Annotated in this window: 19 protein-coding genes and 1 pseudogene; 9 read left to right on the top strand and 11 right to left on the bottom strand. The window is 71.6% G+C overall.

Features of this window, described 5'->3' with window-relative positions; genetic code table 11:
- Positions 1 to 94: 94 nt before the first annotated feature.
- From AB0M95_RS03670 to AB0M95_RS03660, 3 genes are all read left to right on the top strand, one after another.
- The gene (locus AB0M95_RS03670) at positions 95 to 2350 is read left to right on the top strand and encodes a ribonucleoside-diphosphate reductase subunit alpha (protein ID WP_363758915.1); all 2256 of its coding nucleotides are present in this window, start codon (positions 95 to 97) and stop codon (positions 2348 to 2350) included.
- The gene (locus tag AB0M95_RS03665) at positions 2350 to 3345 is read left to right on the top strand and encodes a ribonucleotide-diphosphate reductase subunit beta (protein WP_363759144.1); all 996 of its coding nucleotides are present in this window, start codon (positions 2350 to 2352) and stop codon (positions 3343 to 3345) included. The genes AB0M95_RS03670 and AB0M95_RS03665 overlap by 1 nt, the downstream gene beginning before the upstream one ends.
- 354 nt (positions 3346 to 3699) lie before the next feature.
- On the top strand, positions 3700 to 4890 hold the full coding sequence (locus tag AB0M95_RS03660; protein ID WP_363758912.1) for a mechanosensitive ion channel domain-containing protein: 1191 nt from the start codon (positions 3700 to 3702) through the stop codon (positions 4888 to 4890).
- Between the two features lie 19 nt (positions 4891 to 4909).
- On the opposite strand, the gene AB0M95_RS03655 is transcribed toward AB0M95_RS03660, so the two are convergent.
- From AB0M95_RS03655 to AB0M95_RS03625, 7 genes and pseudogenes are all read right to left on the bottom strand, one after another.
- Positions 4910 to 6481 carry a hypothetical protein gene (locus AB0M95_RS03655; RefSeq protein ID WP_363758909.1) on the bottom strand — a complete coding sequence of 524 codons (1572 nt, stop codon included), beginning with the start codon at positions 6479 to 6481 and terminating at the stop codon, positions 4910 to 4912.
- A 116-nt stretch (positions 6482 to 6597) separates the two neighbouring features.
- A complete protein-coding gene (locus AB0M95_RS03650; protein ID WP_358522185.1) occupies positions 6598 to 6909 on the bottom strand; it encodes a DUF5709 domain-containing protein in 312 nt (103 codons plus the stop codon).
- Positions 6910 to 7002: 93 nt separating this feature from the next.
- On the bottom strand, positions 7003 to 8235 hold the full coding sequence (gene glgC, locus AB0M95_RS03645; RefSeq protein WP_358522188.1) for a glucose-1-phosphate adenylyltransferase: 1233 nt from the start codon (positions 8233 to 8235) through the stop codon (positions 7003 to 7005).
- 235 nt (positions 8236 to 8470) lie between these two features.
- Positions 8471 to 8752 (bottom strand): hypothetical protein, encoded by a 282-nt coding sequence (locus AB0M95_RS03640; protein WP_363758906.1) that lies wholly within the window; start codon positions 8750 to 8752, stop codon positions 8471 to 8473.
- A 7-nt stretch (positions 8753 to 8759) separates the two neighbouring features.
- Positions 8760 to 9185 carry a DUF397 domain-containing protein gene (locus tag AB0M95_RS03635; RefSeq protein ID WP_363758903.1) on the bottom strand — a complete coding sequence of 142 codons (426 nt, stop codon included), beginning with the start codon at positions 9183 to 9185 and terminating at the stop codon, positions 8760 to 8762.
- A 22-nt stretch (positions 9186 to 9207) separates the two neighbouring features.
- The gene (locus AB0M95_RS03630; protein ID WP_363759141.1) at positions 9208 to 9477 is read right to left on the bottom strand and encodes a transposase; all 270 of its coding nucleotides are present in this window, start codon (positions 9475 to 9477) and stop codon (positions 9208 to 9210) included.
- 7 nt (positions 9478 to 9484) lie between these two features.
- Positions 9485 to 9544 (bottom strand): annotated as a pseudogene (locus AB0M95_RS03625) (hypothetical protein); the annotation flags it as partial.
- A gap of 203 nt (positions 9545 to 9747) precedes the next feature.
- On the opposite strand from AB0M95_RS03625, the gene AB0M95_RS03620 reads away from it, so the two are divergent.
- The 4 genes from AB0M95_RS03620 (at position 9748) to pgeF (ending at position 13637) form a co-directional block, all read left to right on the top strand.
- On the top strand, positions 9748 to 10890 hold the full coding sequence (locus AB0M95_RS03620) for a transposase (RefSeq protein WP_363758900.1): 1143 nt from the start codon (positions 9748 to 9750) through the stop codon (positions 10888 to 10890).
- Between the two features lie 135 nt (positions 10891 to 11025).
- Positions 11026 to 12201, top strand: a complete 1176-nt coding sequence (gene glgA / locus AB0M95_RS03615) for a glycogen synthase (protein WP_363758897.1) — start codon at positions 11026 to 11028, stop codon at positions 12199 to 12201.
- A gap of 84 nt (positions 12202 to 12285) precedes the next feature.
- A complete protein-coding gene (locus AB0M95_RS03610) occupies positions 12286 to 12867 on the top strand; it encodes a DUF4232 domain-containing protein (RefSeq protein WP_363758894.1) in 582 nt (193 codons plus the stop codon).
- A gap of 83 nt (positions 12868 to 12950) precedes the next feature.
- Positions 12951 to 13637 (top strand): peptidoglycan editing factor PgeF, encoded by a 687-nt coding sequence (gene pgeF / locus AB0M95_RS03605; protein ID WP_363759138.1) that lies wholly within the window; start codon positions 12951 to 12953, stop codon positions 13635 to 13637.
- Here pgeF and AB0M95_RS03600 read toward each other — a convergent pair.
- Positions 13580 to 15109, bottom strand: a complete 1530-nt coding sequence (locus tag AB0M95_RS03600; protein ID WP_363758891.1) for an acyltransferase — start codon at positions 15107 to 15109, stop codon at positions 13580 to 13582. The genes pgeF and AB0M95_RS03600 overlap by 58 nt on opposite strands.
- A gap of 221 nt (positions 15110 to 15330) precedes the next feature.
- On the opposite strand from AB0M95_RS03600, the gene AB0M95_RS03595 reads away from it, so the two are divergent.
- The gene (locus tag AB0M95_RS03595; protein ID WP_363758888.1) at positions 15331 to 16578 is read left to right on the top strand and encodes a sensor domain-containing protein; all 1248 of its coding nucleotides are present in this window, start codon (positions 15331 to 15333) and stop codon (positions 16576 to 16578) included.
- Positions 16569 to 17216 (top strand): response regulator transcription factor, encoded by a 648-nt coding sequence (locus AB0M95_RS03590; RefSeq protein WP_358522202.1) that lies wholly within the window; start codon positions 16569 to 16571, stop codon positions 17214 to 17216. The genes AB0M95_RS03595 and AB0M95_RS03590 overlap by 10 nt, the downstream gene beginning before the upstream one ends.
- A gap of 27 nt (positions 17217 to 17243) precedes the next feature.
- On the opposite strand, the gene AB0M95_RS03585 is transcribed toward AB0M95_RS03590, so the two are convergent.
- The 3 genes from AB0M95_RS03585 to AB0M95_RS03575 form a co-directional block, all read right to left on the bottom strand.
- Positions 17244 to 17990, bottom strand: coding sequence for a GNAT family N-acetyltransferase (locus AB0M95_RS03585; RefSeq protein WP_363758885.1), 747 nt, complete (start codon positions 17988 to 17990; stop codon positions 17244 to 17246).
- A gap of 431 nt (positions 17991 to 18421) precedes the next feature.
- The gene (locus tag AB0M95_RS03580) at positions 18422 to 20788 is read right to left on the bottom strand and encodes a GMC family oxidoreductase (protein ID WP_363758882.1); all 2367 of its coding nucleotides are present in this window, start codon (positions 20786 to 20788) and stop codon (positions 18422 to 18424) included.
- A 14-nt stretch (positions 20789 to 20802) separates the two neighbouring features.
- A complete protein-coding gene (locus AB0M95_RS03575) occupies positions 20803 to 21903 on the bottom strand; it encodes an alpha/beta fold hydrolase (RefSeq protein WP_363758879.1) in 1101 nt (366 codons plus the stop codon).
- Positions 21904 to 21968 lie beyond the last annotated feature (65 nt).

Genomic DNA, 21968 nt, shown 5'->3' with positions numbered 1-21968 from the left:
GGACGGGGAGACCGGCATGCCCGCTCACGGGTGCCCGGTCGTGCTCCGCCGTGCCTTCCTCCGGGGTGATCCGAGCGCACGAAGGAGACAGCACGTGACGGTGACGGATTCGCGGCCGGTGTACCGGCCGGAGGCGGGGAGCGAGCACAGGCGGCTCGCCATCGAGGAGGCCGCCGCCCGGGTCATCGCCGACCCCGCCAACTCCCGCGTCGCCGCGCGGCTGCTCGCCGAGGAGATCGCCGATGAGGCCGCCGCGCACGGCGTGCGGTCGTTCTCCGAGTCGGTCGCGGCCACGCACGCGGCGGGGCTGGTCCAGGACCGCCTGGCGGACTTCGTCCGGGACAACGCGGCCGTGCTGGACGGGCTGGTGGACGCCGGCGGCGACGACCGTTTCGAGTACTTCGGGCTGCGCACCGTCTACGACCGCTACCTGCTGCGCCACCCCGTGACCCGGGGCGTGCTGGAGCGCCCGCAGCACTTCTTCCTGCGCGTGGCCTGCGGCCTGGCGGACACCGTCGCCGAGGCCGGCGAGCTGTACCGGCTGATCTCCACGCTGTCGTACATGCCGAGCTCGCCGACGCTGTTCAACTCCGGCACCCGCCGCCCGCAGCTCTCGTCGTGCTTCCTGCTGGACTCGCCGCGCGACGAGCTGGACGCGATCTACGAGCGGTACGGCCAGGTGGCGCGCCTGTCGAAGTACGCCGGGGGCATCGGCATCGCCTGGACGCGGATCCGCTCGCGCGGCTCGCTGATCCGGGGCACCAACGGGCACTCCAACGGCATCGTCCCGTGGCTGCGCACGCTGGACGCGAGCGTCGCCGCCGTCAACCAGGGCGGGCGGCGCAAGGGCGCGGCCTGCGTCTACCTCGAACCGTGGCACGCCGACGTCGAGGAGTTCCTCGAACTGCGCGACAACACCGGCGAGGAGGCCCGCCGCACCCACAACCTGAACCTGGCCAACTGGATCCCGGACGAGTTCATGCGCCGGGTCGAGGCGGACGGCGAGTGGTCGCTGTTCGACCCCAAGGAGGTCCCGGAGCTGACCGACCTGTGGGGCGAGGCGTTCGACGCCGCCTACCGCGAGGCCGAGGCCGCCGGGCGGTACGTCCGGAAGGTCCCCGCCAGGGCCCTGTACGGGCGCATGATGCGCACGCTGGCCCAGACGGGCAACGGCTGGATGACCTTCAAGGACGCCTCCAACCGCGCCTCCAACCAGACGGCGCTGCCCGGGAACGTCATCCACCTGTCCAACCTGTGCACCGAGATCCTGGAGGTGACCAGCGACGCCGAGACCGCCGTGTGCAACCTCGGCTCGGTCAACCTCGCCGCCCACCTGGTGGAGGACGGGCTCGACTGGGAGCGGCTGCGCGCCACGGTGGCGACGGCCGTGCGGTTCCTCGACAGGTCCATCGACCGCGGCTTCTACCCGACGCCGGAGGCCGAGGCGGCGAACAAGCGCTGGCGGCCGATCGGGCTCGGGGTGATGGGCCTGGCCGACGTGTTCTTCGCGCTGCGGCTGCCGTTCGACTCGCCGGAGGCGCTGGCGCTGTCCAGCCGCGTCAGCGAGGAGATGGCGCTGGCCGCGTACCAGACGTCCTGCGACCTCGCCGAGGCGGACGGCGCGCACCCCTCGTACGCCGACACGCGGGCGGCGCGCGGCGTCCTGCACCTGGACCACTACCCGGCGGCGCGGCCCGTCCACCCCGGCGAGTGGGCCGCCCTGCGCGAGCGGATCGCGGCCACCGGGCTGCGCAACTCGCTGATGATCGCGATCGCGCCTACGGCCACCATCGCCTCCATCGTCGGCTGCTACGAGTGCGTCGAGCCGCAGGTGTCCAACGTGTTCAAGCGCGAGACCCTGTCGGGCGAGTTCCTGCAGGTCAACCGCTACCTGGTGCGCGACCTCCAGGAGCGCGGGCTGTGGACGCCGCAGGTCAGGGACGCGGTGAAGCGCGCCGACGGCTCCGTCCAGGACATCGCGGCCATCCCGGCGGACCTGAAAGTGCTGTACCGCACCGCCTGGGAGCTGCCGCAGAAGGCGCTGATCGATCTCGCCGCCACGCGCCAGCCGTACATCGACCAGTCGCAGTCGCTGAACCTGTTCATGGCGACCCCGACGATCGGCAAGCTGTCGTCGATGTACGCCTACGCCTGGCGGGCCGGGCTGAAGACGACGTACTACCTGCGCTCGCGTCCGGCCACCCGCATCGCGCAGACGACCGTCGCCGCCGAGCCGGCCACAGAGCCTCTCACCGGGCCTGTAGCCGGACCCGCCGCCACGCCGATCGCGGTCTCCGAGGCCGTGGCGTGCTCCCTCGAGAACCCTGAGATCTGCGAGGCGTGCCAGTGATGCTGCTCGACCCCGGCATGAACCTGACCCTGCGCCCGATGCGGTACCCGGAGTTCTACGAGCGGTACCGGGCCGCGATCCGCAACACCTGGACGGTCGAGGAGGTGGACCTCCAGTCCGACCTCGCCGACCTCGCCAAACTCGGCGCGGGGGAGCGGCACCTGATCAACCGGCTGGTGGCCTTCTTCGCCACCGGCGACTCGATCGTGGCCAACAACCTCGTGCTGAACCTCTACCAGCACGTCAACGCCCCCGAGGCGCGGCTGTACCTGTCGCGGCAGCTCTTCGAGGAGGCCGTGCACGTGCAGTTCTACCTGACGCTGCTGGACACCTACCTGCCCGACCACGACGAGCGGGCCAAGGCGTTCGCGGCGATCGAGCACATCCCGTCCATCAGGGACAAGGCCGAGTTCTGCTTCCGCTGGATCGACTCCATCAACGGGCTGGCCCGCCTGGAGACGCGGGACGACCGCCGGGCGTTCCTGCTCAACCTGATCTGCTTCGCCGCCTGCATCGAGGGGCTGTTCTTCTACGGGGCCTTCGCGTACGTGTACTGGCTGCGCTCGCGCGGGCTGCTCGGCGGGCTCGCCACGGGGACGAACTGGGTGTTCCGCGACGAGTCCATGCACATGGAGTTCGCGTTCTCGGTCGTGGACACCGTGCGCGCCGAGGAGCCGGACCTTTTCGACGACGGGCTGGGCGCCCAGGTGACCCGGATGATCGAGGAGGCGGTGGCTGCCGAGCTGGCGTTCGCCCGGGACCTGTGCGGTGACGGCCTGGCGGGGATGAGCGCCGAGCGCATGCGCGAGTACCTCGAGTACGTCGCCGACCGCCGTCTGGCCCGGCTCGGGCTGCCGATCCGGTACGGGACGGCCAACCCGTTCGCCTTCATGGAGCTCCAGGACGTGCAGGAGCTGGCGAACTTCTTCGAGCGGCGGGTCTCCGCCTACCAGGTGGCGGTGGAGGGCAGCGTCAGCTTCGACGAGGCGTTCTGACCCCGTCGTCCTGCCCCCTTCGTCCTCGTCCGAAGGTGGTCCGACCGAGTCCCTCCTCCGTGTGATCTGTATCACTCTATTTCGGGATTCATGGCCATATGTCTGGCTATGGATCGCCCGAGCCGGCGCGTGGCCTCGCGGCCCGCGCCGGTGGCGGGCCCGCGACGTCCGCCGTCACAGGCCTGTACGCCGCCGGAGGAGAACTTTATGTGCGCCCTGACTCGTGTGAAACGCGTAGCTCTGTGATCATTCGATCCGAGAGCGCCCCGGATCCCGGTGCCCGGCGGCCATGGTTGGCCATTTACGCCTTTCCCCTGCACGCGATAGGAAAGGACGACGAAAGGGGCGCCGCCTGTGTCATCGGTAGCAAGCTGGATACTCCTGGTGGTCGCGGTGCTCGCGGCGGTGATCGCGGTCGAGCTGGTCAGGCGGCTGCTGCGGTCGCGCCACGTCAACGGAAGGTTCTCCCTGGCGGGCCCGCTCCTCGAGCGGTGCACGTGGCCGGCGTTCGCGACCGCGGCCGTCGTGACGTTCGACACCGGGTACGCGCCCGGCATGTCCAGCGTGACGGCCACCCTCGTGGTCGAGCAGGTCGTCACCCTGTTACTCATCGCCTGCGTCGCCTGGCTGGTCATCCAGGCCGCGTACGCCGTGACCGACGTGGTGCTGGACCGGCTCGGCGCGGTCGAGGGAGAGGGCAACCGCAAGGCGCGGCGCATCCGCACCCAGATCGCGCTCGTCCGCCGCGTCGCCGCCGCCGTGATCATCATCGTGTCCATGGGCGCCATGCTGTTCAGCTTCCCGGCGGTCCGCGCGCTCGGCGCCGGGCTGCTCGCCTCGGCGGGTATCGCGGGCGTGGTCGCGGGCATCGCCGCCCAGTCCACGCTGAGCAACCTCATCGCCGGGCTGCAGCTCGCCTTCAGCGACGCCATCCGGCTGGACGACGCCGTCGTGGTCGGCGGCGAGTGGGGCCGCATCGAGGAGCTGACGCTCACCTACGTCGTCGTGCGGCTGTGGGACGAGCGGCGGCTCATCCTGCCGGTCTCCTACTTCACCAAGACGCCGTTCGAGAACTGGACCCGCTACGAGAGCCGCGTCATCGGGCACGTCATGCTGTACGTCGACTGGTCGGTGCCCGTGGAGGAACTGCGGACCGAGCTCTACCGCCGCCTGCGCGAGCACCCCCTGTGGGACCAGAAGGACTGGACCATCCAGGTCACCGGCATCCAGCCCAACGGCCTGGTCGAGCTGCGCGCCCTGATGAGCGCCTCGGACGCGCCGAGCGTCTGGGACCTGAAATGCGACATGCGCGAGCACCTGGTGGCCTACGTCCGCGATCACTACCCCGAGGCGCTGCCCCGCCTGCGCGTGGAGGACTTCCCGCGCGCCGGACGCGGCGGCGCACCCGTCCCCGGGGCGGACGGTTCCGCCGCGGAGGCGGGCAGGCCCCCCGTACGCGCCGGCGCCGGCTCCCTGCGGCCGCCCGGCGGCCCGTACCCCGACGACACCCCCGACGCCCAGGCCGACGGCGTCCCCGTGCGCTAGCCCACGGGGACTCCGGGGCTCAGTTCTGCTGCGGGCGCAGCAGGCGCGTGGCGCCGGCGATGAGCGCCGTGGCGAGGATCCACCCCGACGCGATCAGGATGTTCGCCAGCCACTGCGTCCAGCCGACCGGCTCCCAGGCGGCCCGCTGCTCGAAGACGCTCACCGGGACCAGCAGGTCCAGGGTGTAGGGGAAGGCGTGGAACACGCGCCGCTCGTCCAGGCCCACCTGCGCGGGGGGATGCAGCGTGAACACCACCGTCCCGACCGCGAGCAGCAGGCCGAACCACACCCCGGCCAGCCAGGCGCGGTGCCCGTACCCGACCGCGACGTCGAGCACGTAGCCGCCCACCCGGCCGGGGACTTCCAGGGTGGCGCGCCGGGCGCGCTGCTTGGCGAGCAGGACGGCGCGCGCCTCCGCGTCGTGGCCGATCCTGCGGTACCACGCCGCGAGCTGCTCGTAGGGCTGCGGCCGGTAGCCCTCCGGGTCGCGGGCCAGCCAGGTCAGGCGGTCGGCCAGGGACGTGCCGCCGCGCAGCGACTCGAAGCCGAACCCGTTGAGCCGCACCTCGTCGGGGTAGGCGTCCGGGGAGTCGAGCAGGACGCCGATCCGCGAATAGCCCAGGTTGACCTCGCCGCTCAACGACGCGGGGCGCAGGATCAGCTCGTCGACCTGCATGTGGCTGAGGTGCAGGCAGCGGCGGCCGGGGGCGGTGAGCACCGCCTGGTCGAACGAGAGCACGCCCGCCACCCGGGCGCCGCGCAGCCGGATCGTGCCCTCGGCGGTGAAGCCGGCGCTGAACTCGGCGCTCGACGCCTGCATGTGGTCGGCGTAGATCGCGTGCTTTCCGGTGGCCTTGATCACCGCCCGCTCCAGGTACAGGCCGCTGTTGAAGCGGGCGCCGATCATCCGCAGCCCGCCCGTGGTGCGCAGGTCGCGGCAGAAGGCGCCGCCCTCCACGGTCATGCCGCCCGCCCACAGCGCCCAGTGGTCCTGGTCCCACCCGCGCTCGCGCCGCTCGGCCTCGCTGAACGGGCGGCGGACGTCCTCCATGTAGCTCTCCGACGCCCCGCTCATGGGTGGCGGCGCGTGCAGCGTGGCCCGGGCCAGCCGGAACTGGCCGGCGATGCGGGCGTTGTCCAGCCGCACCCCGGCGTGGACCGTGGAGGCGTCCAGCTCCAGCAGGCCGTCGACCGTGCAGCGGGCGGCCCGGATCCGGTGGATGTCGCAGCCGCGGAACCGCAGGCCCTTGGCGGTGGTGTCGGTCAGCGAGACCACGCCGGGCAGGTGGCAGTTGAGCAGGTGCAGCTTGGTGGTGAGCGTCGCGTCGGACAGGTTCAGGTCGCCCGCGATGTGCGCCCCGGCGAGCCGGAGCCCCGCGACCTGCCCCGGTCCGGCGGGGTTCGCCCCGAGCATGAGCGCGGTGACGACTTCGGCGCGCACCGTGCGGTGCCGGCCCCACGTGGCGCCCTTCGCCGGGTCGTCCGCCTCGGGGTCGCCGCTGCGCAGGTCGACCCAGGCGCCGGAGGGGTAGGCGTCCCAGACCTGGCGTTCCGCAGGGGTGAGCCGCCAGAACGGCCGTGATCTCCGCACATCGGGGACTTTAGCGCGAGATATCCCGCCCGGTCCCGTCTTGATCGGTTTCCCGTCATCGGACCGGCACCCGGGCGGTCCCCTCCGGCCCCGGCCCGGCGTACTCCCCGTGAACGTCAGTCGCGCTCGATGTGCATCGCCCGTTCCTCGGCGGACAGGTCCCCGTCGTCGGCGCCGACCTCCTGCGCCCACTCCTCGTGCTCCACGTCGGGATGCGCGCCCTCGTCCGGGGCGACGAAGCGGTACTCCTCGCGCGGCGTGTGGGAGCGCTCGGGGGCCTCCTGCCACACCCGGCGCGAGATGCCGTGCTCGTCGGGCTCGTCCTCGACGATCTCGTGACCGATGGGCAGGTTGTCGGTCCATTCCTCGATCTGGGTCAACTGTTCGTCATCACCCATGTCGTCGGGCCCGCGTGTCGTACCGGTCATAGTGAAGGCCCTACCCCCGATCGGTCATTTATTGTCCATCCGCAGCCCTGTCATCGGGCAATGCCTGCTAGATCCTGGGCGGAGCCGGCCACGCTACCGCTCGACGATCTCGTTCTTGCCGATCACCACCACGCCGCCGCGGGTCACGGCGAAGCGCGAGCGGTCGTACTCGACGTCCAGGCCGATGCGGGCGCCGTCCGGGATGACCACGTTCTTGTCGATGATCGCGCGCCGGACGATGGCCCCCCGGCCGATCTTGACCCCGCCCATGAGCACCGAGTCCTCCACCTGGGAGTGGGAGTGCAGCACGACCCCCGGCGACAGGATCGACCGGGACGCCGTGGCGCCGGAGACGATCACGCCGGGGGACACCAGCGACTCGAGGGCGCGCCCGACCCGGTCGCCGTCGTTGTGCACGAACTTGGCCGGCGGGTGCGGGTCGTGGCCGGTGTAGATCGGCCAGCGGTCGTTGTACAGGTTGAACACCGGGTGCACCGACACCAGGTCCATGTGCGCGTCGTAGTAGGCGTCCAGCGTCCCGACGTCGCGCCAGTAGCCGCGGTCGCGGTCGGTGGAACCGGGGACGACGTTGTGCGCGAAGTCGTACACCTCCGCGCCACCCGACTTCACGAACGTCGGGATGATATTGCCGCCCAGGTCGTGCTTGCTGCCCGGGTCCAGCGCGTCCTCGCGCAGCGCGTCGATCATGGCCTGCGTCTTGAAGACGTAGTTCCCCATCGAGGCGTACACCTGGTCCGGCGCGTCCGGCAGGCCCACGGCGTCGGTGGGCTTCTCGCGGAACGCGACGATCCGGCGCCCGGCCGGGTCGGTCTCGATCACCCCGAACTGGTCGGCGAGCGACAGCGGCTGGCGGATGGCGGCGACCGTCACGTCCGCGCCGGAGTCGATGTGCTGCTCCACCATCTGGCGCGGGTCCATGCGGTAGATGTGGTCGGCGCCGAAGACGATGCAGTGCTCGGGCAGTTCGTCGTAGATCAGGTTCAGGTTCTGGAACAGCGCGTCGGCGGACCCGGCGAACCAGCGCGGGCCGAGCCGCTGCTGGGCGGGCACCGGCGTGACGTAGTTGCCGAGCATGGTCGACATCCGCCACGTCCGCGAGACGTGCCGGTCGAGGCTGTGGCTCTTGTACTGGGTGAGGACGACCATCCTGAGGTAACCGCCGTTGGCCAGGTTCGACAGGACGAAGTCGACCAGGCGGTAGATCCCGCCGAAGGGCACCGCGGGCTTGGCGCGGTCGGCGGTCAGCGGCATCAGGCGCTTGCCCTCGCCACCGGCCAGCACGATCGCGAGGATTCTCGTCTTCATAGGTCCGACGTTACCCGTCATTTCCCTGCTGAAGCCATCATTTGCCAACGCCACGCCCACCCAGGCGTTTACCTCTCCGACCACACCCGTAACAGGAGTGGCCGCACGGGTCACTGCTAGGATCCTCGCTTGCGTTCGGGCTGTGTTCCCAAGGGGGTGGGCCCCCTTCGCCCCCGACCGAGGGACACCTCTCGAACTTCCCGCGCCGCCGTTGATCATTGCCGATGTGGACGAGTCAGCGGGCGGGGCAGGCGTGGGCGGGTGCGTGGCGGTTGGGGGAGCAGCAGACGACGCCTGCCGAGGCGAACCGTCCTCCGTGCAGCCAGAACCCCCACTGCACGTCCACCCCACCGGCCAGTGCCACCTCCGCCACCTCCAAACGGAAACCGAGACCGATCCTGCCCTCCTCCTCGGGGTGCGAGAACGTCGGCTCCACCTCCTTGTACCGCGTGGCGAGCCAGCTCAGGGCGTCCGCCACCGTGGCGGGCGAGGCACTGATCCTGCTCCGACGCTTCAACAGCCAGTCACACGTCCGCATCGGCGGCAACGGGGACGTCGCGAACCCTGGATGTCCCGGACGCCGCTCCCCCTCCCGGCACAGATCCTCCCCGGCGCCCACCCACGCATAGCAGTGGAAATGCATGATCGTCCCCCGTGCATTCAGGACGATCCCCGCCTGTCTCGAGCGGGCGGGGACCGTCTTCTTGTCGTGCCGCGCGCTGGCTGACCGTCATCCCGGCGGCGCGCAACTCGTCACCGCTGAAGCGAAGCGGCGCGGCATCCGGGTTCTTGCTGACGCGCAGGGCGAAGGCGTCGGCCACGCCGGGGATGGGCGCGACCTCGACGCACGCCTCTCCGCCCTCGGTGCCGTTGTTCCCGCCGCACACCCGCCGGAACTGCGCCCGGAGATGTCGCGTCGAGTAGCCGCCGACTGAAATGTTCAGCCTCATCTAGCGAGGAACTCCCGGGCGTTTACGCCCGGGAGGAATCGCTTCCCTGACTTGGGTTTCTGTTCGGACGTTGGTCCGGACGCTTCTGGTTCTCGATGTACTCCTTGATGATCGACAAGGGGGCTCCGCCACAGGAGGCGACGAAATAGGAGGGGGACCAGAAGTGGCCACCCCACAGATATTTGCGGATGTGGGCCGGGTACTCCTTGCGCAACAGCCGGGCCCGTGACGCCCTTAAGGGAGTTAGCCAGGGTGGACAGCGCGACCTTGGGCGGGTAGTGGGCGAGGGGATGGACGTGGTCGTGCTCGCCGTTGAACTCGACCGGCGTGGCCTCGAAGCTGTCGCGAATCTTGATCATGACGGCTTCGCAGCGGCGCAGGATCTCGTCGGTGAACACGCCCGCGGACGCCGCCGCCGAGGTGTCGCCCTTCGCCGGTACGCGGGTGTGAACACCAAGCGGGCATGCGGGCTGTAGACCACACTGCGGCCTCGGCGGATGTCGGGGTTCGGTTTTCCTGGTTCTCATCGAGGTGACATGGGGCGAACGGTAGCGTGTTCGCTGTGAGGCTGGTGGTGCAGGTGAAACTCCTGCCGACGCCCGAGCAGGCGGCGGCGATGGAGGCGACCCTGGATGCGGCCAACCGGGCCGCTGATCTGGTATCACGGATCGCGTTCACCCAGCGCTGCTTTCGTAACTTCGACCTGCGCAGGCACGCCTACGATCGGATCAAGGCCGAGTTCGGGCTGGCCGCCCAGGCCGCCCAGCACGTGATCAAGAAGGTCGCCGACGCCTACCGCACCCTGCACGCCAATCTGGCCGCCGGTAACCTGGGCAAGCCGGGATCGGCGCGGTGGGTCAAGGCCGGGAGCAAACCGATCACCTTCCGCGCTGGTGCGGCTCAGCCCTTCGATGACCGGTGCCTGTCCTGGCAGCTCCAGGCTCGTACGGTGTCGATCTGGACCGTGGCCGGGCGGCTGCGCGGGGTCGCCTTCGCCGGCTCGGCCGGTCAGGTGGCGATGCTGGCCGCTCACCGGCGTGGTGAGTCGGACCTGGTCTGCCGCGACGGCTCCTGGTACCTGATCGCCACCTGCGTGCTGCCCGACGTCCCGGTGACCGCCCCGGATGGCTTCCTGGGCGTGGATCTGGGCATCGCCGACATCGCCACCACCAGCGACGCGGTGCGCCATAGCGGTAAGGGCCTGAACGCGGTCCGCCACCGGCATCGCCGGCTGCGCCGCCGGTTGCAGGCCAAGCGGACCAAGTCCGCCAAGCGGCTGCTCAAACGCCGGGCCCGCAAAGAGGCCCGGTTCGCCGCGAACGTCAACCATGTGATCGCCAAGAAGATCGTGACCGAGGCAGAACGCACCTGTCGTGGCGTCGCCCTGGAAGACCTCCAGGGCATCCGCGAGAGGGTACGGCTTCGCAAGCCCCAGCGGGTCACGCTGCACTCGTGGAGCTTCCACCAGCTGGGGGGCTTCATCGCCTACAAGGCGGCCCGCCGGGGAGTCGCGGTGATCCATGTGGATCCGGCCTACAGCTCCCAGCAGTGCTCGTCCTGCGGGCACGTGGACAAGAAGAACCGGCCGGACCGGGAAACGTTCCGCTGTACCTCGTGCGGCTTCGCTGAGCACGCCGATGTCAACGCAGCCCGCAACATCGCCTCACGCGGTGTGGCGGGCTGGGCAGTGAGTCACGCTGCCTGACGCGGACCAGACCGTCGAAGCCATCGACGGCGAGGAGCTGCAAGCTCGGTCGTTCACGACCAAGAAGCTGACTGCGCATTGTCGGTGGGTCTTCCCGGAAGGTGTTGGGAGAGCGGTGGGCGCTATGGTCTACGCATGCGCGTCGATCTCCTGAGTCGTGAGTATCCGCCCGAGGTCTACGGTGGGGCCGGAGTCCATGTGGAGTACCTCGCCAGGGAACTGCGGAGCCTGATCGACGTGCGGGTGCGGTGCTTCGGGGCGCCGCGCCAGGAGGCGGGGGTGGACGCCTACTCCGTTCCCGAGGGGCTGGCCGGGGCCAACGCGGCGCTGCAGGTGCTCGGCGTCGACCTGGAGATCGCGGCGGCCTGCGCGGGCGCCGACCTCGTCCACAGCCACACCTGGTACGCCAACTTCGCCGGTCACGTCGCCAAGATGCTGTACGGGATCCCGCACGTGGCGACCACACACAGCCTGGAGCCCCTGCGCCCCTGGAAGGCCGAGCAGCTCGGCGGTGGTTACACCCTGTCCTCCTGGGCCGAGCGCACCGCGCTGCTCGCCGCCGACGCGGTGATCGCCGTCTCGGAGGGCATGCGGCGCGACGTGCTCGCCTGCTACCCCGAGATCGCGCCCGAGCGCGTCACGGTGATCCACAACGGCATCGACACGGGCCAGTACGCGCCCGATCCCGGTACGGACGTCCTGGTCCGGCATGGCATCGACCTCGCGCGCCCGTACGTCGTGTTCGTCGGCCGCATCACCCGCCAGAAGGGCCTGGCCCACCTGCTGCGGGCCGCGCGCGCCTTCGACCCGGCCGCGCAGATCGTCCTGTGCGCGGGCGCCCCCGACACCCCCGAGATCGCCGCCGAGGTGACCGCGCTGGTCGAGGAGCTGCGGGCGAGCCGGGAGGGCGTGGTCTGGATCTCCGAGATGCTGCCGCGCCCCGACGTCATCCAGATCCTCACCCACGCGGGCGTGTTCGTGTGCCCGTCGGTGTACGAGCCGATGGGCATCGTCAACCTGGAGGCCATGGCCTGCGAGACCGCCGTCGTGGCGACCGCGACCGGAGGAATCCCCGAGGTCGTGGCCGACGGCGAGACCGGCCTGCTCGTCCCCATCGACCAGGGAGCCGACGGCGAGCCGCACGACACGGACGCGTTCGCCGCCGCCATCGCCGAACGGGTGAACACCCTGCTCGCCGACCCCGCCAAGGCCGCCGAGATGGGACTGGCCGGCCGCCGCCGCGCCGTGAAGCACTTCTCCTGGCCGGCCATCGCCGCCCGCACCCGGGAGCTGTACGTGTCCTTGGTGTGACCCTCGGGCCGGGCTGGTTCGCCTCCACGAGCCTCGAAAACGAGTGGCGGCAACAGAACCGGCGGTCGGCGCGTCCAACGAGGTATGAGAAGCAAGAACGTGGCGCGTCTCGCGCTGGCCGCCGGGGTGGCGGCCGTGGTGCTGAGCGCATCGGGGGTTACGGCGGCGGGCGCTTCGACGGCGAAGACGTCGGCGTCACGAGTGTCGATGGTGCCGATTTCGGCGGCGGGCGTTTCCCAGGCACAGGCGCAGCCTGGGCGGTGTCACACCTCGGCGCTCGCCGCTCGGGCGGGGCGGGTGGACGCGGGGGCCGGGCAGCGGTACGCGCCGCTGGTGCTCACCAACGTCTCGTCCAAGACCTGCTGGGTGTACGGCTATGTCGGGCTGATCATGATCGACGGCCGGGGCGACGTGCTGCGCACCAGGACCCGCAGGGACGGCACGACGCCGCGCAAGGTCACGCTGCGCCCCCGGGCCTCGGCGTACACGAAGGTGCACTGGACCGAGGTCCGGTCCGGCCGCGAGGCCGCCTGCCCGGCGTCGGCCCGGGTGATCATCCTGCCGCCGGACGAGGTGAACGCCCACCTGGAGATCCCCTTCACGGCCGCCCCCTGCGACGACGGCCGCCTGGACGTCTCACCGCTGGCCCCCGGCACGCACCCCTGAGCGCCCGGAATACGGAGGAAGCATGCGGCGCCGGGAGGGGGGATCAGTACACTGGCGGGGTGCTCGCGATCGATCAGGTGCGGATGGCGTTCACGGATCGCCACGGGGGAGTCAGCGCGGGGCCGTACGGCACGCGCAACCTCGGCGGGTCGGTGGGGGACGATCCCGCCGCCGTCGCCGAGAACCGGGCGCTGACCGCCAGGGGCTTCGGGCTCGACCCCGGCGGCGTGGTGTTCATGCGGCAGGTCCACGGCCGTGACGTGAGTTACGTGACCGAGCCCTTCGGGGCCGATCCGCCCTCGCTCGACGGCGTGTTCACCGACAGGCCGGGGCTCGGCCTCGCCGTGCTGGCCGCCGACTGCGCGCCCGTCCTGCTCGCCGACCCCGTCAAGGGGATGGTGGGGGGCGCGCACTCCGGCCGCGTGGGCACGGCGGCCGGCGTGGTGACCGCGCTCGTGGAGGCGATGCGCGCCCACGGGGCGGACGATCTGGTCGCGATGGTCGGCCCGCTGGCCTGCGGTTCGTGTTACGAGGTGTCGGACGAGCTGCGCGACGAGGTCGCCGCCGTGGTTCCCGAGACGTGGTCGTCCACTCCGGCGGGCGCCCCGGCCCTGGACCTGCGGGCGGGGATCTCCGCCCAGCTCGCGCGGGCCGGGGTGGGCGACGTCCGGCACGACGCCCGCTGCACGATCGAGACCGCCGACCTGTTCTCTCATCGGCGCGAGAGGCTGACCGGCAGGTTCGCCGGGTACGTCTGGCTCACCGGCTGACCGGCGGCCGGGACCGCCCCGTCGCGGGTGGGGCGGGGCCCGGACCGGCGGGCGGCCCAGGACGTCCGGAACGCCGCGGGCCGCCGCATCGGCGTGATCAGCGCCAGGCCGGTCAGCATGGCGGCGGCTCCGAGCATCGGCGCCACGCCCGTGGTGAAGCCCGTCACGGTGAGGGTGAGCAGCCCCGCGCCCGTCAGGGCCGTCGCCACGGCCACCCGGACGCCGCCGGGCCGCGCGCCGGAAGCGGACGGGGGCTCCTCGAAGCGGGCGAACAGCCGGATCAGCGGGCGGGCGGCCAGCACGAGCGCGGCCAGCCAGAGGGGCCATCCGGCGAGCCAGGCCGCGCTCGCGGGCGCCGGGGTGGCGAGGCCCAGGCCGACGACGGCGACTCCGGCGACCACGAACAGGGCGCTCATGTGCCAGAGGTAGACGGTCATCATGCGCGGTCCCGCCCACGCCATCACTCGGGCCACGCGCGGCCGGGCGGCCAGGCGCACGAGACGGGGGCGCAGCAGCATGGCCAGCCCGATCTGCCCGAAGGCCACCCCGAGCAGCGCGACGGTCGGCGGGGCCATGTTGGAGATCGCTCCGGGCAGCCCGATCATGCTCCCCGGGTACGGGCCGAAGGCGACCAGCGCGGCGGCGGCGCCGAACCCGCCGGCCACCATGAGCCGGAACCCGGCCAGGCGCCCGCTCGCGTACAGGAAGCCGAGCTGGTGCACGGCCGGCCAGACGAACGCGACGTTGAGGAATCCCGCCGCCTCGAAGCCGTTGAACCGGACGATGTCGGTCAGCACGGCGGCCACGGCCATCGCCGCGGGCACCCGCCATCCGTACCGCTCGCCGAGCCGCAGCAGTGCCGGGGTCGCCGCGACCGCGACCAGGTAGATCGCGAGGAACCACAGGAGCTGTCCGGCCAGGCGCGCGGCCGTCTGCACCGGCTGCTCCGGCAGGCCGAACGCCAGGAGCAGGTGGGGGAGCGGGATCCACACGGCGGCCAGGGGAAGCACGGGCCAGGCGAGGCGGCGCACGCGACCGGCCGGCCAGCGCGCGTCTCCGCCCCCGCGGGAGACGTGCGACCGGTGGCTGATCGCGTTGGCGGCCCCGCCGGCGAAGAAGACCAGGGGCATGACCTGGGTGATCCAGGTGATGACGAACGCGCCCGGCGAGGCGAACGCGTTGCCCGTGGTGATCTGCCCGTCCGGGCCGCCGGTGTAGGACAGGACGGGGATGCTCCAGTGCTCCAGCACCACCATGCCGATGCCGAACAGGCGCAACAGGTCGATGAACAGGTCGCGCCCCGGCCGGGCCTGGCGGGGGAGGGAGGACGACGGGCCGCCGCGTCCCGCGCGCACCTCGGCGACCGGGCCGGCACCGGCGGCGTCATGGGTGGAGGCGGTGGTGGCGCCGGACGTCACAGCGGGCAGGGCGACGGTGGTGGGGGGTGGGGGATCGGCCAGGTTCACGGGCATGGGGGGACCTCGTGTCGTGAGGGGATCCAGGGTCCGGGAAGCCCGGCTCTGGCGGGATCCCGATGGACTCGACCCTCTCGCCGCCACCCCTGCCGGCGCACTGACGGCTACGGGTGTCTTCGGCGAAGATCACCTGACCTCTCGTGGTAGGGCTGGCCCTACCATCGGCCGACCTGCGCACCGGCTCGATCGAGGTCGGAGGGACTCGTACCTTTGACGGCATGACCTCCCTTTTCAAGCGACTCGGCACCGACACGCTGTACACCTTGCTCGGCTTCCCCCTCGCCGTCCTGAGCTTCTGCCTGCTGCTGCCGGGCCTCGCCGCCGGAATCGGCACGACGGTGGTGTGGGTCGGCCTCCCCGTTCTCGCGCTCACCCTCATGGTGGCCCGGGGCATGGCGAACATCGAGCGGAGCCGCTTGCCGGCGATCATCGGCCGCCCGGTCACCCTGCCGCGCCGCAAGCGGGCGCCCGCGGGGGCGCGCTGGCCGCGCCGGGCGATCCAGCCGCTGCTGGACGGCCAGTCGTGGCTCGACCTGCTGCACGGCATCGTGGCCTTCCCGGTGGCGATCGTCACGTTCGTCGTCACCGTGACGTGGTGGGCCGTGGCGCTGGCCGGCCTGACCTACCCCTTGTACGGGTGGATCACCTCCAGCATCCCGGGCAACGTGCAGCTTCCCGAGCTGCTCGGGCTCGGCAGCGGCTACATCGTGGACTCGCTGTTCCACGTCGGCCTCGGCGCGATCTTCGGCCTCACCCTGCCGTTCGTCGTGCGCGGCGCGGCGATGCTGCAGGCCGGGCTCGGGCGGGCGCTGCTGGTCGGCGTGGCCGAGCTGCGCGAGCGCATCGACGACCTCACCGAGGGACGCGCCGCCGCCGTGTCGGCCGAGGCGGTCGCCCTGCGCAGGCTGGAGCGCGACATCCACGACGGGCCGCAGCAGCGCCTGGTGTACCTGGCGATGGAGCTGTCCCGGGCCCAGCGCCAGATGCGGAAGGACCCGGAGGCCGCGCAGGTGACGCTGGCGGAGGCGATCACGGCGACCCGCGAGACGCTGGACGAGCTGCGTGCGCTGTCGCGGGGCATCGCGCCGCCGATTCTCAGCGACCGCGGCCTGGCCCCCGCGCTGGCGGCGCTCGCCGGCCGCTGCACCGTCCCGGTCGACCTGGACGTGCAGACGGCCGAGAGGTACACCGCCGTGGTGGAGAACACCGTGTACTACGTGGCGGCCGAGACGCTGACCAACATCGCCAAGCACAGCCGCGCCCAGCTGTGCACGCTGTTGCTGACCCGCCTGGGGGACACGCTGGTGCTCAGCATCGGCGATGATGGGGTCGGCGGCGCGCACGTCGCCAAGGGGCACGGCCTGGCGGGCCTGGCCGACCGGCTTCGCGCGGTCGACGGTGAGCTGGTCGTGCAGTCGCCGGCCGGGGGGCCGACCTTGATCGTCGCGGAGGTGCCGTGCGGGTAGTCGTGGCCGATGACGCCGTCCTCATCCGGTCCGGCCTGATCAGGCTGCTGGAGGAGTTCGGCTGCGAGGTGGTCGACGCGGTGGGCGACGGCGGCGCGCTGGTGAAGTCGGTCGCGGCCCACCGCCCGGACATCTCGGTCGTGGACGTCCGCATGCCGCCGAGCTTCACCGACGAGGGGCTGCGGGCGGCCGTGGAGGCGCGGCGGCTGGTGCCCGGCTCCCCGATCATGATCCTCTCGCAGTACGTCGAGGTCTCCTACGCCGACGACCTGCTCGCCGACGCGCGCGGCGCGGTCGGCTACCTGCTGAAGGACCGCGTGGCCGACGTGGACGAGTTCCTGGAGGGGCTGCGCCGCGTGGCCTCCGGAGGAACGGTGTTCGACCCTCAGGTGGTGGCCCAGTTGATGGTGAGGCGGCGGCGCGACGACCCGCTGGGGTCGCTGACCCCGCGCGAACGGGAGGTCCTCGGGCTGATGGCCGAGGGCAGGTCCAACCCGGCGATCGGCCGGCAGCTCGTGATCACCGACGGCGCGGTCGAGAAGCACGTCAGGAGCATCTTCAACAAGCTCGGCCTGTACGCCGACGACGGCGACCAGCACCGGCGGGTGCTCGCGGTGCTGGCCTACCTGCGCTCCTGAGGCGTCACCGAAGCCGGGGCGACGCCGTCAGTCCGGGATGATGACGGTGACCGACGAGAACAGGTGGCGGAAGCCGAGCCGTTCGTAGAGCCGGCGGACCGGGTTGCCCTCGGTGACGGCGAGGCCGAGCGCGGGCAGGCCGTGCAGGGTGGCCAGCGCCAGCGCCCGGCGCAGCATGACGGCGCCGAGCCCGGCGTACTGCGGGCTCGGGTCGCGGAAGACGTCGTAGACCCACGGGCCGCCGACGGGCGGCGGGTCGCCGCGGTCGCCGACGAGCACGCCGGCGACGACGCGCCCGTCGCGCAGGAGGAGCCCGCCGCAGGGCAGCAGCGGGCCGTGGGACCGGCCGTCGAGCAGCGGCTCCAGTTCGCGTTCGAGCAGTTCGGCGTCGTCGACCGCGCGGTGGTCGGGATGGCCGGGCCCGTAGGCGGCGTGCCAGGCGGGGAACACCTCGGCGGCGGGGACGGCGTCGGAGGAGACCACGCCGTAGCCGGTCTCGGCCCACTCGGCGGGGGCGGGGGCGGCGCGCAGGTCGCGTGAGTGGACGTGGGCGTGCCGCAGCGGGCGCGCCCCGGCGGCGAGCAGGCGCCGGCCGAGGTCCTCGCTGCCCGACACGACCCACCCCGGCAGGTCACGGAGGATCACCTCGACCGCCCCGGGGGCGAGTTCCTCGGCGAGGTCGGCGCAGGGGCGTCCCGCGCGGGTGCCCTCGACGTAGCTGAGCACCGGGCGCCCGGCCTGGTCGGTGGCCGTCCTGCGGTTGAGAGTCTCCACGTCGACCAAGTTAGAGCCGGTCAGAGCCTGGAGCCACTTATTTTCGGGTTGTTTGCCCTGGTGTGACCGCTCGTGCGCCGAACATCCTCCGATGTTTACACGAGTCAGATCGGTCATTCAAGATCACGAAAATTCTGTAACGTTCTGGTACCAGCGGTGAGATCCGCGCGTTCGCGCAGGTCGCGGCGGACGTGGTCATGAAACACATGACGCTTCTGGAGAGCACGGGCAAGGTCGACTTCGCGGCGCTGCCCACGCCCCCGCCTCCCTCCCCTAACCCCTCCAAATAGGGGACGAAGGCGCCGGCGTCATCCGTCTCGCTGGGACGACCACGTCCAACCGCGACCGCGCCGCGAAAACCCGGAGCCGGCGGCCGATCGGCGGGGGATCCACCTCCCTCTCGACCGATCGGCCGCCTCGGGGTTTCCGCCTCACCCCGGTCCGTAGACGTCCCAGAGCTGTCCGACGAAGAACCTCCCGAATCTGGCCAGCGCGGTCAGACCGTGCGGGCCCTCGGTCGAGAAGCTCTTCAGCGTCGCGGCGAGGTCCATGGGCTGGATGCGCAGCGTCCCCGCGCCGGCCACCACGGCCCCGTCGTCCTCGCCCTCCGGGACGTGACCCTCCAGCAAGCACGTGTAGAGGGTCGAGGTGTCGAGCCACAGCCGCGTGGCGGGCCCGTGATGAACGTCCTTCCACCCGGCGAGCGTGCGGGGCCGCCCCTCGCCGTCGGTGAACCACAGCCGGTAGCGCATCTCACGCCGGTCCGGCGTCGCGCCCGGCGCGAACAGGTTGAACCAGCCGCGCTCCACCGTACGGCGGCCACCGCAGAACTCCGCCTCGATCCAGCCCCCGGCCCGCGCCAGGTGGGCGGGCCGGGTCAGGAAGCCGTCGACGTCGTCGATCTCGATGGTGAGCTGGAACGAGAAGCGGTCCCCGTGCGACCTGCCGTTCACGTGACGGGCCCGCGGGTCCTCCACCCCGAGCGAGACGAACCCCGTCATCTCCTCGGTGAACGACAGGGACGTGGGCACGGCGGGCCCGCCCGCCGTGAGCAGGACGCCCTCCTCGGGCGACCCGCCGACGGCCATTTCGGTCTCCACGGCCATACGCGGCCGACCTCCGTTCACGCTTTTCCCGCCCGCGGGCGGCCGGCCCTCCAGCATGCGGGTGCACATGCGGTCGGCCAGCGCCGCGATGGTGAGCGACGGGTTGGCCCCCACCGGACCCGGCAGGGCCGACCCGTCGGCGACGTACAACCCGGGATGGCCGAACATCTCGCCGTAGGCGTCACAGGCGCCCTCTCCGGCGTGACGTCCCATCGGCACGCCGCCGAGCGGGTGGACGGTGATGATCCGCTTGCCCAGCCAGGCCGGCATGTCGGAGTGCTCGGCCCCGAGCACGTCGGACACGCGGCGCATGGTGGCGCGGATCCTCTCGAAGTGCTCCTCGCTGCCCTGCGAGTGCCACTGCACGTCCAGCCTGCCGTCGCGCAGCCGAAGCCGCCCGTCCGGGACGTCCCTGCCCATGCCGAGCAGGGGAAGGGAGCTGCCCGACAGCTCGCCGTCGCCGATCAGGCCCGCGATCTCCGCCGACATGTTGGTGTCGCGGGTGAGCAGCGCGCGCAGCCGGTCGGCCAGGAAGCGGGCGGCGCGCCGGAACTCGCTGCGCACGTCGGAGCCCTCGACCAGCCAGTCGATGAAGGCCGGATACCCGCCGTCCTGGATGTAGGCGCCGCGGCCGGTGTCGCGGGTGCCGTCCATCTCGTCGGCCAGGCGGATGGCGCTGGTGATCACCGGCCCCCGGCTGGAGTTGATCGTGCGGGTGCGGCTGCGGTCCTTGGCCCGCAGCAGGAACGTCAGCAGGTCGCCGTTGCCGGAGAACCGGGTGCCGAGCGTGTCGCTCAGCCCGGGAAGGTTCCCGCGGCTGCGCAGCAGGAGCAGCGTCGTGCCGTACGTGCCGGCCGCGAGCACCAGGCGGTCGCACCGGATCGTCCGCCGCCCCGAATCCGGGTGGTGGCGGACGTAGTCGACCTCGTAGCCGCCGTCCGGGTGCGGCCGGATCGCCCGCGCCTCGCGCAGCGTGCGCAGATCGGCGCCGTGGTGGCGCGCCGCGGACAGATAGGTGTGGTCCAGGCTGTTCTTGGCGCCGTCGTTGCAGCCGAAGTCGCACTCGCCGCAGAGCCGGCACGTGCGGCGCGTCACGCCGTGCAGGTTGCCGTACTCGGGGTCCGGGATCGGCAGCCCGATCCCCGGCTCGGCGCCGCGGAACGGCGCGAAGTTGATCGCCAGCGGCGGCAGGCGCCAGTCGAGCCCGAGCTCGGCGGCCGCGTCCTGCATGGCCCTGGTCTTCGGCGTGTCGGAGTAGACCGGGTGGTCCAGCGGGTACGGCGTGACGCCGATCATCTTCTCGACCGCGTCGTAGTGCGGGTCCAGCTCGGCGCGCGTCACCGGCCACGACTCGTACCCGCCGGAGGGCAGCGGCTCCTCGTGCACGAACCAGCGTTCGTCCTTGCGGAGCATGACGTTGGCGTAGATCAGCGAGCCGCCCCCGAGCCCGCTGCTCACCACCGAGTCGCAGCCGCTGAAGCTCCACACGTCGAACATGCCGTAGTGGCCCGCGGCCGGGTCCCAGAACGCCTTGCTCATCTCGGCGGGGCTGCGCGGGAACATGCCAGGTGCGTAGGCACGGCCCCGCTCCAGCACCACCACCGACAGCCCCGCCGATGCCAACCGGTACGCCGCGACCGAGCCCCCGAAACCGGACCCGACGACGACGGCGTCCACATGCTCTGTGTTCATTGGTCTCACTGTGTTCAGCCGGCGTGCCGCTTGAGGAAGTCGAGGATGCGCGGGAACACGTCGACGTGGGCGTTCTTGCCGATCAGCGGGTCGATGTGCCCGTAGCCGGGAATCACCTGGAGCTCGTGCCGGCCGGGCGCCCGCTTCGACAGGATCTTGTGGCAGACGATGTTGGAATCGGTGAACACGTCGTTGTGGTCACCGGTCATGAACAGGACCGGCGTCGGGACCTGCCCGGCCTCGGCCATGTAGTCGTCGGGCAGGCGGTCGTGGAGCGGGTTGCCCGGCTCGCACTTCACGGCGCGCCCGGCCCGCACCATCTTGCCGATGTGGCGGTAGTAGTTGACGTCCGCCGCGCCGTTCAGGTCGGCGAGGCGCTCGTGGACGTGCGTCCGCGGCGTCAGGTTCCCGTGCCGGTACATCGCCGGCCTGCCGCTGCCCCACATGAAGCTCTGCATGTGACAGGCCGGTTCCCGGCACTCGGGATGGAAGGACGAGACCAGCCACGAGAGCAGCCGCCGCCGCGTGAACGGCGGGGCCTCGCTGAACCTCGGGTCCAGGTAGGAGAGACCGAGGCCGTACTCCAGCATCGCCGGCCCGAGCGTGAGCTTGACCCGCGCCCAGGCGGGCACCCGCGGGGTCAGGCCCACGCTGTTGGCCACCATGCTGGTGACGCCGTCCAGAGCGCCGCCGAACAGGCTCATCTGGAACGACACCGACCCCAGGCAGTGCGCGATGACGTGGATCCGCCGTGCCCCAACGTGACGGCGGAGCTCGGCCATCGCGGCCGGGTGGTCGAACGCGGCGATGTCGTCCAGGGACTGGCGCCGGGTCTCCAGGTTGTACGGGTAGCGGTTGCTCATCCGGAAGTCGAGCGTCCAGACGTCGCCGAACCCGCTGTCCAGCAGGAAGCTCACCAGGTTGTGGTGCTCGGGCATGATGAACATGTCGCTGGACGAGGTGAGGCCGTGGACGAGGAGCACGACGTCGTCGCAGTCGTCCCCGTGGAACCGCGTCAACGACAGCCCGAGCTCGTCCTCGGTGGAGAAGGGGTGGACCGAAATCTCGGCTCCCCGCACGCCTTCCAGCGTGTACCGCGGTATGCGGTGCTCCATCTGACCGTCCTCCTGTGGTGACCCGCTCCAACAATGCCAACCGGCCGACCCCGGCGGCATCGTGG

Source organism: Sphaerisporangium sp. NPDC051017, assembly GCF_040683095.1.
Taxonomy (GTDB): Bacteria; Actinomycetota; Actinomycetes; order Streptosporangiales; family Streptosporangiaceae; genus Sphaerisporangium.
Note: the sequence above shows the minus strand (reverse complement) of the source record. Positions and strands in the feature narration are given on the sequence as shown.

Coding starts and splice junctions, on each gene's coding strand:
- pgeF (WP_363759138.1), top strand. CDS start 12,951: ATGGCGTTCACGGATCGCCACGGGGGAGTCAGCGCGGGGCCGTACGGC.
- glgA (WP_363758897.1), top strand. CDS start 11,026: ATGCGCGTCGATCTCCTGAGTCGTGAGTATCCGCCCGAGGTCTACGGT.
- glgC (WP_358522188.1), bottom strand. CDS start 8,235: ATGAAGACGAGAATCCTCGCGATCGTGCTGGCCGGTGGCGAGGGCAAG.
- AB0M95_RS03580 (WP_363758882.1), bottom strand. CDS start 20,788: ATGAACACAGAGCATGTGGACGCCGTCGTCGTCGGGTCCGGTTTCGGG.
- AB0M95_RS03575 (WP_363758879.1), bottom strand. CDS start 21,903: ATGGAGCACCGCATACCGCGGTACACGCTGGAAGGCGTGCGGGGAGCC.
- AB0M95_RS03600 (WP_363758891.1), bottom strand. CDS start 15,109: ATGCCCGTGAACCTGGCCGATCCCCCACCCCCCACCACCGTCGCCCTG.
- AB0M95_RS03635 (WP_363758903.1), bottom strand. CDS start 9,185: ATGAGGCTGAACATTTCAGTCGGCGGCTACTCGACGCGACATCTCCGG.
- AB0M95_RS03650 (WP_358522185.1), bottom strand. CDS start 6,909: ATGACCGGTACGACACGCGGGCCCGACGACATGGGTGATGACGAACAG.
- AB0M95_RS03595 (WP_363758888.1), top strand. CDS start 15,331: ATGACCTCCCTTTTCAAGCGACTCGGCACCGACACGCTGTACACCTTG.
- AB0M95_RS03665 (WP_363759144.1), top strand. CDS start 2,350: ATGCTGCTCGACCCCGGCATGAACCTGACCCTGCGCCCGATGCGGTAC.
- AB0M95_RS03610 (WP_363758894.1), top strand. CDS start 12,286: ATGAGAAGCAAGAACGTGGCGCGTCTCGCGCTGGCCGCCGGGGTGGCG.